Origin of the sequence: Kineococcus radiotolerans SRS30216 = ATCC BAA-149 (genome assembly GCF_000017305.1) — a bacterium.
Lineage (GTDB): Bacteria > Actinomycetota > Actinomycetes > Actinomycetales > Kineococcaceae > Kineococcus > Kineococcus radiotolerans.
Genome location: NC_009664.2, coordinates 57433 through 73646 on the forward strand (window position 1 = coordinate 57433; position 16214 = coordinate 73646).

At 73.3% G+C, this 16214-nt stretch carries 17 protein-coding genes; 10 read left to right on the forward strand and 7 right to left on the reverse strand.

All coding sequences use genetic code 11. The annotated features are described in order from the left end of the window. The first annotated feature begins 71 nt into the window (after positions 1–71). The 8 genes from KRAD_RS00285 (at position 72) to KRAD_RS00320 (ending at position 8785) form a co-directional block, all read left to right on the forward strand. The gene (locus tag KRAD_RS00285) at positions 72–965 is read left to right on the forward strand and encodes an SIS domain-containing protein (protein ID WP_011981216.1); all 894 of its coding nucleotides are present in this window, start codon (positions 72–74) and stop codon (positions 963–965) included. Further along, a complete protein-coding gene (locus tag KRAD_RS00290; protein WP_011981217.1) occupies positions 962–1858 on the forward strand; it encodes an ROK family protein in 897 nt (298 codons plus the stop codon). Before KRAD_RS00285 ends, KRAD_RS00290 begins: the two co-directional genes overlap by 4 nt. Next, positions 1855–2982, forward strand: coding sequence for an N-acetylglucosamine-6-phosphate deacetylase (locus KRAD_RS00295; protein WP_011981218.1), 1128 nt, complete (start codon positions 1855–1857; stop codon positions 2980–2982). The genes KRAD_RS00290 and KRAD_RS00295 overlap by 4 nt, the downstream gene beginning before the upstream one ends. Beyond that, on the forward strand, positions 2970–3953 hold the full coding sequence (locus KRAD_RS00300; RefSeq protein ID WP_011981219.1) for a 1-phosphofructokinase family hexose kinase: 984 nt from the start codon (positions 2970–2972) through the stop codon (positions 3951–3953). The genes KRAD_RS00295 and KRAD_RS00300 overlap by 13 nt, the downstream gene beginning before the upstream one ends. A gap of 16 nt (positions 3954–3969) precedes the next feature. Continuing rightward, positions 3970–4815: a class II fructose-bisphosphate aldolase gene (locus KRAD_RS00305; protein ID WP_011981220.1), complete on the forward strand. Its 846-nt coding sequence runs from the start codon at positions 3970–3972 to the stop codon at positions 4813–4815. Then, positions 4812–5570, forward strand: coding sequence for a hypothetical protein (locus KRAD_RS23750; protein WP_011981221.1), 759 nt, complete (start codon positions 4812–4814; stop codon positions 5568–5570). Before KRAD_RS00305 ends, KRAD_RS23750 begins: the two co-directional genes overlap by 4 nt. 224 nt (positions 5571–5794) lie before the next feature. Further along, positions 5795–6634 carry a DeoR/GlpR family DNA-binding transcription regulator gene (locus KRAD_RS00315; RefSeq protein WP_203417460.1) on the forward strand — a complete coding sequence of 280 codons (840 nt, stop codon included), beginning with the start codon at positions 5795–5797 and terminating at the stop codon, positions 6632–6634. A 291-nt stretch (positions 6635–6925) separates the two neighbouring features. Continuing rightward, positions 6926–8785, forward strand: coding sequence for a DUF4832 domain-containing protein (locus KRAD_RS00320; protein WP_011981223.1), 1860 nt, complete (start codon positions 6926–6928; stop codon positions 8783–8785). Between the two features lie 400 nt (positions 8786–9185). On the opposite strand, the gene KRAD_RS00325 is transcribed toward KRAD_RS00320, so the two are convergent. Further along, positions 9186–9914, reverse strand: coding sequence for an SDR family oxidoreductase (locus tag KRAD_RS00325; protein ID WP_011981224.1), 729 nt, complete (start codon positions 9912–9914; stop codon positions 9186–9188). A gap of 43 nt (positions 9915–9957) precedes the next feature. Here KRAD_RS00325 and KRAD_RS00330 point away from each other — a divergent pair, with 43 nt between their 5' ends. Next, positions 9958–10323 carry a MerR family transcriptional regulator gene (locus KRAD_RS00330; RefSeq protein WP_011981225.1) on the forward strand — a complete coding sequence of 122 codons (366 nt, stop codon included), beginning with the start codon at positions 9958–9960 and terminating at the stop codon, positions 10321–10323. A gap of 76 nt (positions 10324–10399) precedes the next feature. Here the strand turns inward: KRAD_RS00330 and KRAD_RS00335 are convergent, their stop codons facing one another. From KRAD_RS00335 to KRAD_RS00345, 3 genes are all read right to left on the reverse strand, one after another. Then, positions 10400–10672, reverse strand: coding sequence for a hypothetical protein (locus KRAD_RS00335; protein WP_011981226.1), 273 nt, complete (start codon positions 10670–10672; stop codon positions 10400–10402). A gap of 202 nt (positions 10673–10874) precedes the next feature. Beyond that, positions 10875–11276, reverse strand: a complete 402-nt coding sequence (locus tag KRAD_RS00340; RefSeq protein ID WP_011981227.1) for a PIN domain-containing protein — start codon at positions 11274–11276, stop codon at positions 10875–10877. Positions 11277–11431: 155 nt separating this feature from the next. Then, complete coding sequence (locus tag KRAD_RS00345; protein WP_041291800.1) at positions 11432–11764, reverse strand: type II toxin-antitoxin system Phd/YefM family antitoxin; 333 nt, start codon at positions 11762–11764, stop codon at positions 11432–11434. A gap of 179 nt (positions 11765–11943) precedes the next feature. On the opposite strand from KRAD_RS00345, the gene KRAD_RS27375 reads away from it, so the two are divergent. Then, positions 11944–12072 (forward strand): hypothetical protein, encoded by a 129-nt coding sequence (locus tag KRAD_RS27375; RefSeq protein WP_275263041.1) that lies wholly within the window; start codon positions 11944–11946, stop codon positions 12070–12072. A 214-nt stretch (positions 12073–12286) separates the two neighbouring features. On the opposite strand, the gene KRAD_RS00350 is transcribed toward KRAD_RS27375, so the two are convergent. From KRAD_RS00350 to KRAD_RS00360, 3 genes are read right to left on the reverse strand one after another with little or no spacing between them, the layout of a single operon-like run. Further along, entirely contained in the window at positions 12287–14335 is a 2049-nt protein-coding gene (locus KRAD_RS00350; RefSeq protein WP_011981230.1) for an alpha-amylase family protein, read from the reverse strand. Further along, on the reverse strand, positions 14332–15324 hold the full coding sequence (locus KRAD_RS00355; RefSeq protein WP_338033950.1) for an NAD(P)-dependent oxidoreductase: 993 nt from the start codon (positions 15322–15324) through the stop codon (positions 14332–14334). Before KRAD_RS00355 ends, KRAD_RS00350 begins: the two co-directional genes overlap by 4 nt. Before the next feature lie 51 nt (positions 15325–15375). Continuing rightward, positions 15376–16140, reverse strand: coding sequence for a GntR family transcriptional regulator (locus KRAD_RS00360; protein WP_011981232.1), 765 nt, complete (start codon positions 16138–16140; stop codon positions 15376–15378). Between the last annotated feature and the right edge of the window lie 74 nt (positions 16141–16214).

A 16214-nucleotide genomic window follows, 5' to 3' on the forward strand; every position in this document is an offset into this window, starting at 1 on the left:
GTGTATCACTCAAGACCGGTCAGGCACTCGCGCACTCAGCGCGGTAGCGGGCCGCCAGCGGGAAGAGACCGATGCCCTCCACGTTCGTCGACGCCGAGATCGCCTCCCAGCCGGACGTCTGGCGGCACGCCGCCGCCCTCGCCGCCACCGTCGCCGACGCCCTCCCCCGCCCGGGGGAACGCGTCGCCGTCGTCGGCTGCGGCACCAGCTGGTTCATCGCCATGAGCTACGCCGTCCTGCGCGAGCAGGCCGGTCAGGGCCTCACCGACGCCTTCGCCGGTTCGGAGTTCCCCACCGGCCGCGACTACGACCGCGTCGTCGCCATCTCCCGCTCCGGCACCACCACCGAGGTCGTCGACCTGCTCGCCGCTGTCGAGGGGCCCACGACGCTGGTGACCGCGGTCGCCGACAGCCCCGCGGCCCACGTCGCCGCTGCCGTCGTCGGCCTGCCCTTCGCCGAGGAGGAGTCGGTCGTCCAGACCCGCTTCGCCACCACCGCCCTGACGCTGCTGCGCGCCGGACTCGCCCTCACCGACCCCGCCCTGCTCGACGTCGACGCGCTGGTCGCCGACGGCAGAGCCGCGCTGGACGTCGACCTCGACGACCTGCTCTCCGCTGAGCAGTGCACCTTCCTCGGCCGCGGCTGGACCGTGGGCCTGGCCCACGAGGCGGCGCTGAAGACCCGCGAGGCCGCGCAGTTCTGGGCCGAGGCCTACCCCGCGATGGACTACCGCCACGGCCCCATCGCCATCGCCGAACCGGGCCGCCTGGTGTGGTCCTTCGGGGTCGCGCCCGCCGGTCTCGACGACGACGTCGCCGCCACCGGCGCCCGCTCCGTGCAGCACGACCTCGACCCGCAAGCCGCCCTCGTCGTCGCCCAGCGCTTCGCCGTGGCGATGGCCACCCGTCGCGGGCTCGACCCCGACCGTCCCCGTTCGCTGACCCGCTCGGTCATCCTCGCGTGAGTTCCGCGGTCCTCTCCCACGGAGCGGGTCTCGGGATCGACGTCGGCGGCACGACCATCAAGGGTCTGCGCCTGGCCGACGACGGCGCGGTCCTGCAGGAGCACCGCACCCCCACCCCCGTGCCCGACCCGACCGGAACCGGCGTGGTCGCTGCGGTCGCCGACGTCGCCGCCCGCCTGGGCCACCGGGCGGGGCAACCGCTGGGGGTCGCCCTGCCCGGCATCGTCGACGAGGCGAGCGGCACGGCGGTCCACGCGGTCAACCTTGCCTGGCACGACCTCCCGATGGGCCCGCTGCTGCGCGGAGCGCTCGGCCCCGCCGTGGTGCTGAGCCACGACGTGCGCGCCGGCGCCGTGGCCGAAGCCAGGACCGGTGCGGCGCGCGACGCCGCGGGGGTCGTGGCGTTCGTCGCCGTCGGCACCGGCATCTCCGCCGCCGTCCTCATCGACGGCGCTCCCCTCCTCGCCGGCGGCTGGGCCGGGGAGATCGGCCAGCTCGTCCTCGCCGACGGCCCCTTCCAGGGGCTGCGCGTCGAGGAAGTCGCCTCCGCCACCGCCACCGCCCGGCGAGCCGGGCGCACCGGAGCCCGGGAGACGGCCGCCGCCGCGGCCGCCGGTGACGCTGCCGCGCAGCAGGTGTGGCGGGAGAGCGTCGACGTGCTCGCCCAGGCCCTCGCCGGCCTCGTGGCCACCGTGGCGCCGAGCGCCCTCGTGCTCGGCGGTGGGCTGGCCCTCTCCGGCGACCTGCTGCTGGTCCCGCTGCGCCGGGCCCTGGCGGCTCGACTCCCCGGTCTGCGCCAACCGCGCCTCGTCCCCGCCCTGCACGGCGACACCGCGGCCGCCCGGGGAGCTGCGATGCTCGCCGCGGACCGCGTCGGGACCGGCGTCTCGTGAGCTGCCTGGTCGCAGCGCGCCGCCTGGTCTGCGGTGACGGCTCCGACGGGCCGGGGTGGCTGCACCTCGACGGCGCGCACGTCGTCGAGCGCGGCAGCGGGAGAGCCCCCCGCCCCGCGGACCTCGTCCTCGACACGGTGGTCCCCGGCTGCTTCGACCCTCACGTGCACGGAGCGGTCGGAGTGGACTTCGCGACGCCGGGCACCGACCCCGGGCCGGCCCTGCAGCACCACCACCGCGCGGGCAGCACCACCCTGCTCGCCTCCCTCGCCACAGCCCCGTGGGAGCAGACCCTGGCCCGCCTGGCCGAACTCGCACCGGTGGTCGCCGCGGGCGACTTGGCGGGCATCCACCTGGAAGGACCCTGGCTGGCGCCCACGCACCGCGGAGCCCACCACCCCGCGCTGCTGCGCCACCCGCGACGCCGTGATGCGGAGGCGCTGCTCACCGCCGGTTCCGGGAGCGTGCGGATGGTGACGCTGGCCCCGGAACTGCCTGGGGCCTCCGACGTGGTCACCCACCTCGTCGAGGCCGGTGTCGTCGTGGCGATCGGTCACACCGGCGCCGACACCGACACCGTGCGGCGGTGCGTGGACGCCGGCGCCCGAGTCGCCACCCACCTCTTCAACGGCATGCCGCCGCTGCACCACCGCCGTCCGGGACCCGTGGGGATCGCCCTCAGCGACCCGCGCCTCAGCGTGGAGCTCATCGCCGACGGCCACCACCTGCACGACACCGTCCTCGACCTCGCGCTGAGCAGCGCCCGCGGTCGAGCCTGCCTCGTCTCCGACGCCATGGCCGCCACCGGTCTCGGCGACGGCGACCACGTGCTCGCCGGCTCCGCCGTCCGGGTCCGCGACGGCGTGGCCGAACTGGCCGACGGCTCCTCGCTGGCCGGGAGCACCACACCGCTGGCTCTCGCCGCGCTCCGCCTGCTGCGCCGGGGAACTCCCGTGCCCGACGTCGTGAACCTCACCAGCACGGTCGCGGCGCGCACGCTCGGGTTGCCCGTCCCCCACCTGCAGGCCGGAGAACCCGCCGACCTCGTGGAGTTCCACCTCACCGGGGGCGCCGAGGAGGCGACGCTGGGTCGCGTGGCGCGGAGGGGCTCATGGCTCGGGTGACGGTGGTGACGCCCAACCCCGCCGTCGACATCACCTACCGGGTGCCGCGGCAGCGGATCGGGGAGACGGTGCGCGTCCAGGACGTCCTGCGCCGGGCGGGGGGCAAGGGCCTCAACGTCGCCCGGGTCCTGCGCACGCTCGGGGTCGACGTCGTCGCCGTGCACCCCCTGGGTGGGGCTGCAGGGCAGTGGATCACCCGGGAACTGGCTGCGGAGGGCATCCCCGCCCACGCCGTCGAGCTCGCCGACGAGACCCGCAGCACCGTCACCGTCGTCGACGACGTCGAGCACCCCACCGTGCTCGCCGAAGCGGGACCGCACGTCCCGCCCCGGGCGTGGGCGCAGCTGAACGAGCGGGTGGCGCAGAGCTGCGAGGACGGCGACGTCCTCGTCGTCTCGGGATCGCTGCCTCCCCGCACCACCCCCGCATACGTCACCGACCTCATCGGCGCCGGCCGACGTGCGGGGGCCCGCGTCATCGTCGACGTCAGCGGCGCGGGCCTGCTGGCCGCTGCCGCCGCAGGGGCAGACCTGCTCAAGCCCAACGCCGAGGAGGCGCTCGCGGCCACGGGTGCCGCCGACCTCCCCGCCGCCGTCGCGCAGCTGCTGCGAGCCGGTGCCCGCGGCGTCGTCGTCTCCCGCGGCAGCGCCGGTCTGATCGCCGTGGGCCCCGACGGGCAGCAGGTCTACCAGGACGCCGTGCCCGGAGTCTCGGGGAACCCCACCGGAGCGGGAGACGCCGCCACCGCCGGGATCGCTGCGGCCTGGGCCCGCGGAGCACCGCTGCCCGTCGCGCTGCGCTGGGCGAGCCTGCTCGGCGCGGCCGCGGTACTGCGCCCCTCGGCGGGCGAGGTCGACCCGGACGACCTCACCGTCCTCGCCGCGCGCCTCCCCGACCTCCCCGCCGCGCTGCGTTCCTCCTCCCTCCTCCCCGCCACGACGTCCACCCCGCCCGGCACCCGTGCCGGCTGAGAACGGAGCCCCCCCCGTGTCGACCCTCCTCGACTCCCCCGTCGTCGCCGCTCTGCAGCACGCCCGCACCGGGCGCAGCGGGATCGGCGCCTTCAACGTCGTCCTGCTCGAGCACGCGGAGGCCATCGTCGACGGCGCCGAACGGGCGGGCGTCCCGGTCATCCTGCAGATCAGCCAGAACTGCATCGCCTACCACGGCGCCCTGGAGCCGCTGACGGCTGCGACCCTCGCCCTCGCCCGACGCTCCCCGGTGCCGGCCATCGTCCACCTCGATCACGCCGACGACGTCGACCTCGTCCACCGGGCCGTCGCCTCCGGGGTGGACAGCGTCATGTTCGACGGCTCCCACCTGCCCTACGAGGACAACGTCCGCGTCACCCGCGAGGTCGTCGAGCACTGCCACGCGCACGGCGTCCCCGTCGAAGCGGAGCTGGGAGAAGTCGGCGGCAAGGACGGTGTGCACGCCCCCGGAGCGCGCACCGATCCCGCCCAGGCCGCGGCGTTCGTGGCGGCCACCGGCGTCGACAGCCTGGCCGTGGCCGTCGGCAGCTCGCACGCCATGACCGAGCGGGTCGCCACCCTCGACCTGGACCTGGTGGCCGCGCTCGCGGCCGTGGTCCCCGTCCCCCTCGTCCTGCACGGCTCCTCCGGCGTCGCCGACGACCAGTTGTCGGCGGCCGTGCGTGCGGGCATGACCAAGGTGAACATCTCGACCCACCTCAACGGCCTGTTCACCCGCGCCGTGCGCGAAGTGCTCGACGCCGACCCGGCGCTGGTCGATCCCCGCAAGTACGTCGCACCGGCCCGTGCGGCGGTGGCTCGGGAGGTGCAGCGGTTGCTGCGCCTGCTGGCCGAGGCGTGAACAGCGCGGCCGCCGACCCCGACACCGAGGTCCTGCGGGAGGCGCTGGAGGCCGAACAGCCTCCGGCTGCCCTGGCTCTGACGGTCGAGCGGTTCGTCCGGTCCCTCGACCTCCTGCGTCCGGAGGTCTTCGCGCGGTTCGCCGCGCTGGGGCTGGACCGGGCGACGGCGGAGGAGACGCTCGCGGACGTCCCGCGGAAGGTGGCGGCCTACGGAACCGGGCCCGAGGTGGGGATCGACGTGGGATGGCTGCTCGGGTTGGCCCGAGCCGACGTCGTCTCGGTGGGTCGGTTGCAGGTGGAGCGGGTCGCGGGCCCCGACGGCCGGGCGGTGCACGTCCCGGAGTCGGGCGCGTTGCTGCCTGCGGCGGTCGACGCCTCCCTGGAGCGGGCGGTGGCCCTGTTCGGAGGGGAACCGTTCACCTGCACGTCGTGGCTGCTCGACCCCCTGCTGCCCGCGGCGCTGGGCCCGGGCAGCGGCATCGTCCGCTTCGCCAGCAGGTTCGTGGTGGATCCGCCGGCGGACAGGCCGGGAACGCCGGGCGGGTCGGACGGTGAGGACGGGGACCGCGCGGTGGCGAAGTTCGTGTTCCGCCGCCCGCTGCGCGAGGTCCTCGACCCGAGGATCACGCAACCGCGCACCCGGCTCGAGCACTGCGTCGTCGGGCACCTGCGCGCGGGCGGGCACTGGTCTGAACCACGGGGAGTGCACCGCCGCACCGAGCCCCACCCGGTGCGGTCGCCTGCTCCGTCGTGACCGCAGCACCGCGCACGACGCCGGCTGGACGTGCTGATCCGCTCCCCGCCGCACCGCTCGGCCCGTCCGCTGCGCGACGCGGTGGCACGAGCGGCGGCCTCGACGCCCGCCGCGGGACGGGTCTGCCGGTGCTCCCAGCGGGTGGCGCGGCGAGGAGAGAGGGGGAGCACGTGAGCAGCTCAGGTCGAGCGCGGCAACCGCTCGACGGATCGGGTCGTCCCCCGGTGGTGACTGCTTCTCCCGACGTTCCCCCGACCGGACCGGACCCGAGGTTCCGCAGGCGATCCGACCGCCTGCTCGCGATCCTGTCGCTGCTGGACGAGCACGACGTCGTGCGCCTGCGGCAGTTCGTGCGTCAGCTGGCCGTTTCCGAGGCCACCGTCCGTCGCGACCTGTCCGACCTCGAGGAGCAGGGGATGCTGACGCGCACCCACGGCGGCGCCCGGAGATCGGCTCCGGCGACGGAGCTCCCGATGCGCCTGCGTGCTGGGCAGTCCCACCACGTCAAGCAGCTCATCGCCCGCCGGGCGGCGACGTTCCTGCCCCAGGGCCCCTGCACCGTCGCTCTCGGCGGGGGGACGACGGCCGCCGGCGTCGCCCGCGAGCTGCTGTACCGCAACGGTCTGACGGTCATCACGAACTCGCTGAGCACCGCCGCCGAGATGGGTTCGCGCCCCAACCTGCGGGTCGTGATGACCGGTGGGACAGTACGCCCGAACTCCCTCGAACTGGTCGGCCTGCTGGCCGAGAGCGCCTTCGCCTCCGTCACCGTGGACCTGGCCATCCTGGGGGCCGACGGCGTCAGCGCCGAGGGGGGAGTCACGACGTACGACGAGCGGGAGGCCCGCACCAACGCGGTCATGGTCCGCCATTCCCGGCGGGCCGTCGTGGTGGCCGATTCCACGAAGATCGGCCGCAGCACACCGGCCGGGGTCACCGGTCTCGGCGACATCGGGGACCTCGTGACCGACAGCGGGGCCTCCTGCGAGGAACTGCGACGGATCCGCGCGCTGGGCACACGGGTGCACGTGGTGGGAGCCGGCAGCCTGGCCGACCGCGGGTGACCGGAGTTCAGTGGAAGACCACCACCACGCGGTTCGCCACCGATCCGCCGCGGAACCCGCGCACTCCCCCACCCTCGTGCCGCGTAGGCGCCGAGGACCCACCCGGCCTGGAGCGCTCGTTCCGCGCGCCGGGTTGCACTGGCGGACTGGGCTCCACACGACGTCGATCGCTGGGGAGACGGTAGCTGTCCCGGCCCGGAGTGGTCTGCGGGTCCCCGTTCGCTCATCCGCGGTGAGCGTTTCCGTCCATCGCCTGTGATTCACGGCACATCCGTGCGGATACTTCCTGGCATGACCGACACCGCCCCCACCTCCCACCGCCCACTGCGGGGTCCCCGCCTGCGCGCTGCTGCCGCCGTGACGCTCGGTCTCCTCCTCGTCCCCGCCGGCGCCGCCACGACCGCCGCGGCCGGCACCGCCAGCACGGCGGGCGCGCGGGCGGGCCTCGCCCACGACCGCTCGACCACCGTCAGCTACCGGCCGAGCGACGCGATCATCGCCAACCCGCAACGCGGTTTCTACCGCCACACGGAGACCCACTACCGCGCGGACGGCTCCGGGTACACCCCCCTGGATGCGGCGACGCTGCGCGGTTACCGGGACGACGGTGTCACCCAGATCCTGCGCGTCTTCTACCTGGAGAAGTTCGCCGCCACCCCCACCCTCGATCCACAGTGGTTGTCAGCGGTGGATGCCGATCTGGCGACGGCCCGCGAGGCCGGCGTCTCCGTCATCGTGCGCTTCGCGTACGCCCAGGGTGGTGCCTGGCCCTACTCGCCCCCCTACGGCGACGCGCCGCTGGACGTCGTGCTCTCCCACATCGAGCAGCTCGGGCCGCTGCTGCGCACCAACTCCGACGTGATCGCCACCGTGCAGTCCGGTTTCGTGGGCCTGTGGGGCGAGGGGTACTACACCGACCACTTCGCCGCGGACCCGGCCGACCCCGGTGTCCTCACGGAACAGGACTGGGCGAAGCGGGCCGCTGTCGTGCGAGCGCTCCTGGACGAGCTGCCCGACGACCGCACCCTGCAGGTCCGCACGATGTCCATGAAGCAGACCATCCTCGGCGTCCCCACCGGCGAGGAGGGCGCACTGACCCCTGACCAGGCCCACGACGGAACGGACCTGGCGCGCGTGGGGCACCACAACGACTGCTTCCTCGCCAGTCCGGACGACTTCGGCACCTTCCTGTCGAACCCGCTGGCGCTGGACGAGGACTACCTCGCGGCGGACACCCGCTACGTCCCCATGGGCGGTGAGACCTGCACGGTGAACCCACCGAAGTCGGAGTGGGAGAGCGCCTCGACGCTCATGGCCCGCTACCACTTCAGCTACCTCAACCGGGACTACAACCAGGACGTCCTGAACTCGTGGGGTGGAGCGGGCATCGAGGAGACCGCCAAGCGGCTCGGCTACCGCTTCGTGCTCGAGGACAGCACCGTCACCGCAGGGTCACCCCGCGCGGACGGCTCACCCACCGTCGAGGTCGGTGTCCGCAACGAGGGGTGGGCCGCGCCGTACAACGAACGGCCCGCACGCCTCGTCCTGCGCAACGACGAGGGGACCTGGGCGGTCCCGTTCACGGGCGACGACGCCTCGGCCCTGCCCGCTGATGCCCGCGACTGGGCCCCCGGCACCACCACGGTCATCACCGCCGAACCCTGCGGCGTGCCCAAGGGGAAGTACGACGCCTACCTGGACCTCCCCTCACCCGACGCCTCCGTCCAGGGCGACCCGGACTTCTCGATCCGCACGGCGAACGCGGGCACCTGGACGGCCGAGACCGGCTGGAACGACCTGGGTCAGCGCGTGACCGTGCGAGCCACGCGGTCGACCCCCCGGGAGTGCGGTGACCTGGGAGCTGTCCGCCTGGACCACGCCGCCGAGCGCGCGACCCTGGCGGCGATCACCACCGCGCTGGACGGCTACGCCGAGACCGGGGAGGTCTCCGGACCGGTCCTGCAGGGGTTGCGGGAGAGCCTCCGCCGAGCCGAGAGGCACGCCGTCGCGGGTCGGGCGGACGCCGCGGCGGCCGCGCTCGAGCGTGCCGTGGACCGCCTCGCGGCGCCCCGGCGCGGCGACCGACTGGCAGAGGCCGCGCGCGCGGACCTCATCGGGAAGGTCCAGGCAGCGATCGACCAGCTCGCCTGAGCGGTCGAGGCCCCGGGTCGAGCACGGTCACGGCGGTGGGGTGTCACCGCGGCTCGTGCGGTAACACCCCACCGCCGCGGGCCTCGGCGCAGTCGTCGTCGGAGGCCAGTGGTCAGTCCGGTGTCAGCGGTCAGCCCGGTGCTGTGCCGGGTGGATCTTCCCCGTCAGCAGCGCCCAGGGTCAGCAGGGGTGATGATCGCGCCACGTGGTGCATCACTGGACTGCCGGGCCGACCGTCGGTGTGGTGACCGGGTCCGCCGTGGTGGGCCACCCCTCCTGGCCGCGCGGCGGACTCGACCTGTGTGACCCATCGACGTGACCGACCGGCAACAGGCGAGGCCCGGCGGCCACACTGCGCGCTCCTGCACCTGACAGGTCGCTGGTCACGAGGTCCCCGAGGTCAGGCTGTGAGGAACTGGCGGTAGAACTCCGCCGGGTCCCTGGCCAGCGCGGCCTTGACCATCGCGGTCGATTCGTCGGCGACGACCTCGATCTTCGACGCCGCGACGCCGTCGAGCACCGTGCGGGCGACGTCGGCGGGGTCGTTCTTCGGCAGGTCGTAGCCCTTGATCATGTCGGTGTCGGTGGCCCCCAGGTGCACCGAGGTGACGAGGGTCCCCTGGCTCGCCAGTTCCAGGCGGAGGGCGTTGCTCATGTTCCAGTTCGCCGCCTTGGACACGGCGTACGCGCCGTTGCCGGGGTAGACGGACCAGGAGAGCGCCGAGGCGATGTTGACCACCGCACCGCCGCCGTTCGCGGCGAGGATCGGCGCGAACGCACGCACCATCGAGAGGGTCCCCCAGAAGTTCACGTCCATCTCGGCGCGAACGGCGTCCAGGTCCCCGAGGAGGTCCGCCCACGTCGAGGACCCCGCGTTGTTGATCAGGAGGTTCACGTCCCCGGCACCCCGCGCGGCCGACGCGACAGCCTCGGGGTCGGTGATGTCCAGCGCGAGGACGCGGACCCCGGGGACGTCGATGGAGTCAGGGCGGCGGGTAGCGGCGTAGACCGTCGCACCGCGCTCCAGGAGCTGACTGACGAAGTGCGCTCCGATGCCACGGTTGGCGCCGGTGACGAGCGCGGTGGTGGTGCTGTCGATGTTCACGTCGACTACGCTAAAACCTGACATCGATGTGAGAGGCAAGCAGTTCGTCGGGGGCGGGGGTACGGGAGTGCGGATCGGTGAGGTCGCCGCCGGTGCGGGGGTGAGTGTTCGAGTTCTGCGCTACTACGAGGAGCAGGGGCTGCTGTCCGCTCAGCGGAGCCCCAGTGGGCAGCGGCACTACGGTGAAACGGCCGTCGACCGGGTCAAGCTCATCCAGCAGCTCTACGCGGCGGGCCTGTCCAGCAAGGCGGTGGCCCAGCTGCTGCCGTGCGTCGACACCAAGACGTCCACCCCTGAAGTGCGCGGGCGGCTGAGGCACGAACGTGAACGGATCGATCGGCAGATCCAGGAGTTGCTGGCGGCCCGCGCGGAGCTCGACAAGGTGATCCACACCGCGGAGAACCCCGGGTCGGGCTACACCTACGTTGCCTGAGGGAGCGTTGGGCAGCTGACGCCTGCTGAGCGTCAAGGACTGGTCGGTCTTCCGCGGGAGGGCCGGCGACAGCTGCTCACTCCAGCCGTCGGGTGGGTGGACTCAACTGGCCGGCGTTCGCCGACCCGGATCGGGGCCTCCACTCCTCCACGGCGATGCCCCCACCCAGGCCGAGTTCGGCGCGCCGATCGTGCGTGTTCTCGGAGTCGTAGCCGGCATCCAGGTGCACCGTCACCGGGGTCGAACTCCGGTTGCGGTGGTCGGTGCATGGCGAACTGGCCATCAGCGGTGGTGGCAGCACGGGCACGGGTTCCTCGGCGATCCGGTGCGTGGAGAACTCCATGATCATCGAGGCCCGTGCTCGCCTGCCTGCTGGCCGAGGAGACGTCGACTCGCTTGCTGAGAGCCGTCCTCAGCCACGCCTCGTTCCACCGCGGCAGTCGCTCCCCGGGAGCGGATGAGCTGCAGGTGTCGCTGCTGGGGTGGGTCGCCGAGGCTGAGGAGCCCTCCTGGTGAACCACGGAGGAGATGACGACGTCGTCACCGCCGGGTCAGCGCAGCGTGACGACGGAGGTGATGGCTTCGACGGCTCGGACGAGGTCACCGGTCACCAGCGTCCAGCGCCGCGACACGGCGGTCGCCGCGATCATCAGGTCGTTCATCCGGTTCCGCGGCTTCTGCCCGGCGAGCAGGGCACCGCGGGCGATGCCGAGGAAGACGGAAGCGACGGCGCCGTCGATGGGCAGGGGCTTCCAGGTGCCGAGCACCTGCTGGAGCACCACGGGCCGCGCCAGGGAGGTCGGGGCGTCCACGGCTGAGGCGATGCCGTAGTCGAGCTCGACCTGGGTGATGACGCTGATGTGGACGATGGCGTCAGCGGGCAGGTTGGTCGTCGTCCCCGCGGGCAGGGCGAGCAGGTCGAGGACGGCCTTGGTGTCGAGCAGGTGGGTCAACGGTCCTCGCGGTTCGTGTGGGCGGCGCTCTCACGAGCCCGCAGGGGCGGCCGCAGCACGGCCGGTGGCGATGTCGTGCTCTCCACCGGGTGGTGGGGTACCTGCTCGTCGCAGGGAGGAGCACCAAGCGGCGGTGCGTCCCCTCCTGCCGTGGCTCACACCCCGTCGGCCTGTTGGTCCAGGGCGGAGATGGCGTCCGACGACGAGCGCTGCTGCTCGTGGCGCTCGAACGGGTCCTCGGACTCCCAGTTCGCTGCCGCGAGGTCGGTCTTGAGGGACTCGACCTGGGACGGGTCGAGCATGCCGGCGAGGCCGACCACATCGGCCAGGGGGACGCCTTCGCGGGGCCCGGTCTCGCGGGGCGGGGGGACGATCTGAGCGACCACGCGACCGTGGTTGGTGATCGTGCAGCTCTCGCCGTTCTCCTCGACCACCTTGAGGATGCGGCCGTACTCGTTGCGCAGGTCACGCACCGGGATGGACTTCACGGCCTCTACCGCAGCGAGCTCGCTGCGGCATGCCCAGGGCGAGCCTCACCTCGCAACCACCTCCTCCGCGGTGCAGATCGACCACGTCGTGGCCCTTTCCCAGGCGTGGCAGAGGGGCGCCGAGCAGTGGGACGAGGTGATCGGGTCGCCTTCGCCGACGAGGGCCTGGAACTGCCGACGTGGACAGGCCGCTGAACGGGCAGCAGGGCGACGGCGACCCCACCTGGCTGCGGCCGACCCGGGCGTACCGCTGCACCCACGTCGCCCGCCGGGTCGGGCTGAAGGCCACCTGGGGGGGGTTGGGGTGACCTCGGCGGAACGCACGCCATCCCGGGTGCTGGGCGTCGTGCCCGGGCGAGGTCGAGGGGGCACGACCCCGAGTACGCCTTCCACCGCGACGGGGACAGCGACGGCGCGGTCGGCGAGGAGGCACCTGTCGACGCGGGTGACGATCGGTTGCGGTGGCTCCTGGTGACCGGTCCGTGGCGAGGGCGCCGGTGCGGCAGGCGGTGCGGTTGCCGGTCACGTGGCCTCGACGAGCACCTCGAACAGGTCCAGCTCGGGCAGCTGCACGCGGCCCCGGCCGTCGGCGTCGGCTTCGGCGACGAGCTCGACCCCCGCCACCAGTGCCCGCACCCGCTGCCCCGCCGGCCACCCCGCGTACGAGAGGAAGGACCCCCTCACCGGCAGGGGGGCGTGGAACGACTGCCGGGTGGCTCCGCTGAGGTTGCGCAGGTGCAGCACCCGGCCGGCACGTGAGGCGCCGACGACGACTTCGACCTGCTCGGGAAGATCGGTGACGATCTCCACATCCGCCGCCAGCAACCGCAGTGCCTCATCGGCCACGAGATCGCGCAGCCCTGACAAGCCGCTGGCGCGGTACGCCCGCCCGGGCGTCATGGCCAGAGTGGTGACTCGCTCGGAGCGCACGGCGGCGGGGGTGTCGAGCTCGAGGTGCCCGTAGCACTTCTCCGGCGGGCCGTAGGGAGCCCGGGAGAGAACCCGGTGCGCCGTGACCTCCGCGGTCTCGAGGGTGTGGAAGCTACCGAGGATCGGCACCGGAGAACCTTCCTCCGGCACCACGACCGACGACCAGGTCGCCTCCGGCCCGGTCAGCACGGCGGCGCGGCGCCCGATCCCCGCCGAGGGCAGCTGGGGATCGTCGAGGACGAAGCCCGTGGAGCCGGTCAGCAGCATCCGTCCCCCGGCGGCGGTGAAGCCCTCGAGGACGTCCGCGCTCGCGGGCGGGAGCGCGCCGAGGTCCCCCAGGACGAGGAGGCGGTAGCGCTTCAGCTGACCGGCGAGTTCGCAGAGGCGTTCCGCGGGCACCACGTCGAAGGGCACGTGGCGCTCCAGCAACGCCTCGTAGAGTCCGCGGAACTCCTCCCCCCGGTCGCTGTCGTCCTCGGGGACCGCGAGGGGATCCGGGCGGATCAGCGCGGTGCGGGCGGCGGGTACGAGGTGGTCGTAGACCTCGGCGTGGTCGCGGTGGAACCGGACGATGCGGGAGGCCGCGGGCAGGCTGGCGTAGTCCAGGCGGCCGGGGAAGCTCATGACGTAGGTGGAGGGGTTGGCCCCGCGCGCGATGGCCTGCAGGTGGTACTGCGCCAGGACGTGGGGTTCCTCGGCGACGAGGCGGTAGGGCATGTCGTAGAAGGCGACGGAGTTGACCAGGACGGGGACGTGCGGGCGGTAGGACTTCGCGGCCGACACGCTCTCGGAGGTCTGGTGGTGCCACATGGAGCGGCCGACGGCGTTGTTGGCCTCGTGGAAGACGATGTCCGCGGTGTGGCCCATGACCAGCGGCGCCTCGGGTCGGCGGGTGGCGATGGTGCGGCGTGCTCGGGCGAGCAGTCCGTCGATGACCGCGACCGACCATCGACGCCAGGTCGGGTACGCCGGCGACTCGGGTCCGGTGGGCAGGCTCTGGCCGGGGTGGGCTGCGGTGAAGCCGCGTCGGCAGCCCAGGCACTGGCAGACGCCGCGGTAGCGCTTGGCGTAGTCGACCTCGCCGTAGCCCATCCAGTTGAAGAAGAACCCGTCCACGGGGGCGTGGTCGAGGACCTCCTCGAGCACGTGGACGAGGTGCTCCTGGTAGTAGGCGCCGGACGGGCAGACGCTGGTCAGCCCGTTCAGCTCCTGCCGTTGCCCGGCCGGGTCGAGGTAGAGCCAGTCCGGGTGCGCCTCGGCGATGGGGCGGGCCACCTTGGAGAAGTCCATGCGCGCCATCACCCGGACCCCGCGTGCGTGCGCCGCACTCACCGCGTCACCGACGAGGTCGCCGGAGGGGCGCTGGGCCAGGACGGGGTTCGGCGTCTGGAACGACAGCCGGGTGGGGTAGTTCGAGATGATCCCGCCGACGTTGAGCAGCCAGGCGTTGGCCCCGAACGCGACGATGTGGTCGAGCACGGCATCGACGTCGAGGTCGGCGTCGATCTCGCGCAGGTTGGTCTGGTACATCCGGAACGGGGCGTACCACCACAGGTCCGGGTCCCCGGCTGACGTGTCGGCGGGGATGGCGGCGGGCACGTCCGCGGGGATGGCAGCGGAAGCCTCGTCCAGGGCGGTCATCGAGCACTCCCGTTGAGGTCAGCGGCGAGCTCGGCGAGGGCGGAGTGGTCCAGGTCGCCGCCACCGCGCGCCTTCACCGCTGCGATCATGGTGGCCACGACGGAGGTGACGGGCAGGGCGAGGCCGGCGTGACGGGCGGCGGTCTCGACGATGCCCATGTCCTTGTCGTGCAGCGCGATGCGGAACCCCGGCTGGTAGTGCTGCTCGAGCAGGGCCCGGCGCTTGCGGGTCAGGGCCGTGCTGCCGGCGAGTCCGCCGCCCAGGACGTCCAGTGCGGCGGGGAGGTCCTGCTCGCCGAGGTGGGCGCGCAGGAACACCAGGGCTTCGGCGAGGACCTGGAGGTTGCCGGCGACGACGAGCTGGTTGGCGGCCTTGACGACCTGGCCGGCTCCGGGCCCTCCGACGTGCACGATGGTCGACCCGACCGCGTCGAGGACGGGGCGGACATGGGCGAGGGTCTGCGGGTCGCCGCCCACCATCACCGCCAGGGTTCCTTCCACCGCGCCCGCTTCGCCTCCGCTGACGGGGGCGTCCAGACAGCGCACGCCGGCCGTGGTCGCGGCCGCGTGCACCTCGCGGGCCTCGTCGGGGCTGATGGTGGAGTGGTCCAGCAGCACCGCGCCCGGGGGCATCGACGGCAGGACTCCGTCGTCACCGGTGGTGACGGCGAGCACGTCGGGACCGGCGGGCAGCATCGTCACCACCACTTCGGCGTCCTCGCAGGCCGCGGCGACGCTGTCGGTGACCTCAGCGCCGGTGCTGCGGGCCCGCTCCCGGGAGGCGTCGGAGCGGCCGTAGCAGCGGACGTCGTGGCCTGCGGCGACGAGGTTGGCGGTCATGGGCCGCCCCATGATCCCTGGTCCGATGAAACCCACGCGCATGCCGTACTCCTTCGTCGGTCGGTGAGGACCACGCGCCCGTCGTGGGGTGCGTGGTGCTGCGTCGTGCGGCAGCGGCCGCTGCGGGCCGGTGGTTCGACCCGGCGGGATGCCCGGAGCGCCCGGTCAGCTCCGTCAGGTGGTGTGGGGTGTCAGGTGGTGTCAGGCCGTGGCGCGGGTGACGTCGTCGGCGGGACGACCGGTGACGTCTCCGGCCGTGTCGTGCGCCGTGTCTCCGGTCCTGTCGTCGGTGGCGCGCTGCCCCATCCGGACCAGGCGCGCCTGCACGCGCGCCTCGGCCCGCTCCAGGTGCGTCTGCAGGGCCGCGACCGCTCCCTCGACGTCGCCGGCGGTGACGGCGTGGAGGACGGCTTCGTGCTCATCACCCACGCTGCTGCGCCCGGGAACGACGTGGGCCTGTGACTGGCCCATCGTCAGATGCACCTCGCCCATGATCAGTGCGTGCATGCGAGCGAGGCGCTCGCTGCCCGTCCCGTCGACGAGCGCGGCGTGGAAGTCCATGTCGGCGGCGGCCTGGCGGGCGAAGTCCCCGGCCTCGACGGCCAGGACGACACGTTCCTGGGCTTCGAGAGCCGGGGCCGGCACCTGCTGCAGCCCGGCGAGGCGGCGTACCGCTGCCCCTTCCACGGCGGAGCGGGCGAAGTACAGGTCGGAGAGCTCGGTGCTGCCGAGCTCGGTGACCACGGCGGACTTGTGGGCGGAGCGGCGGACCAGACCGGAGCTGGTGAGTCGCTCCAGGCAGGCCTTGGCGGTGGTGCGGGCGACCCCGTACTCGCTGGAGACGCGCGCTTCGGTGAGCTTCTCGCCCCCGGCCAGCTCACCGGTGACGATGCGCTGCCGTACGGCCTCGAAGAGGGCGTCGACCACCGATGAGGGAGCGAGCACGAACCGCGGCGCCACGGACATAGGAGGATGCTAGCGCAGCAATCTTGTCTGACAATCAGTCTTGACCGACAAAAATTCTGGACCTACGGTCAGAC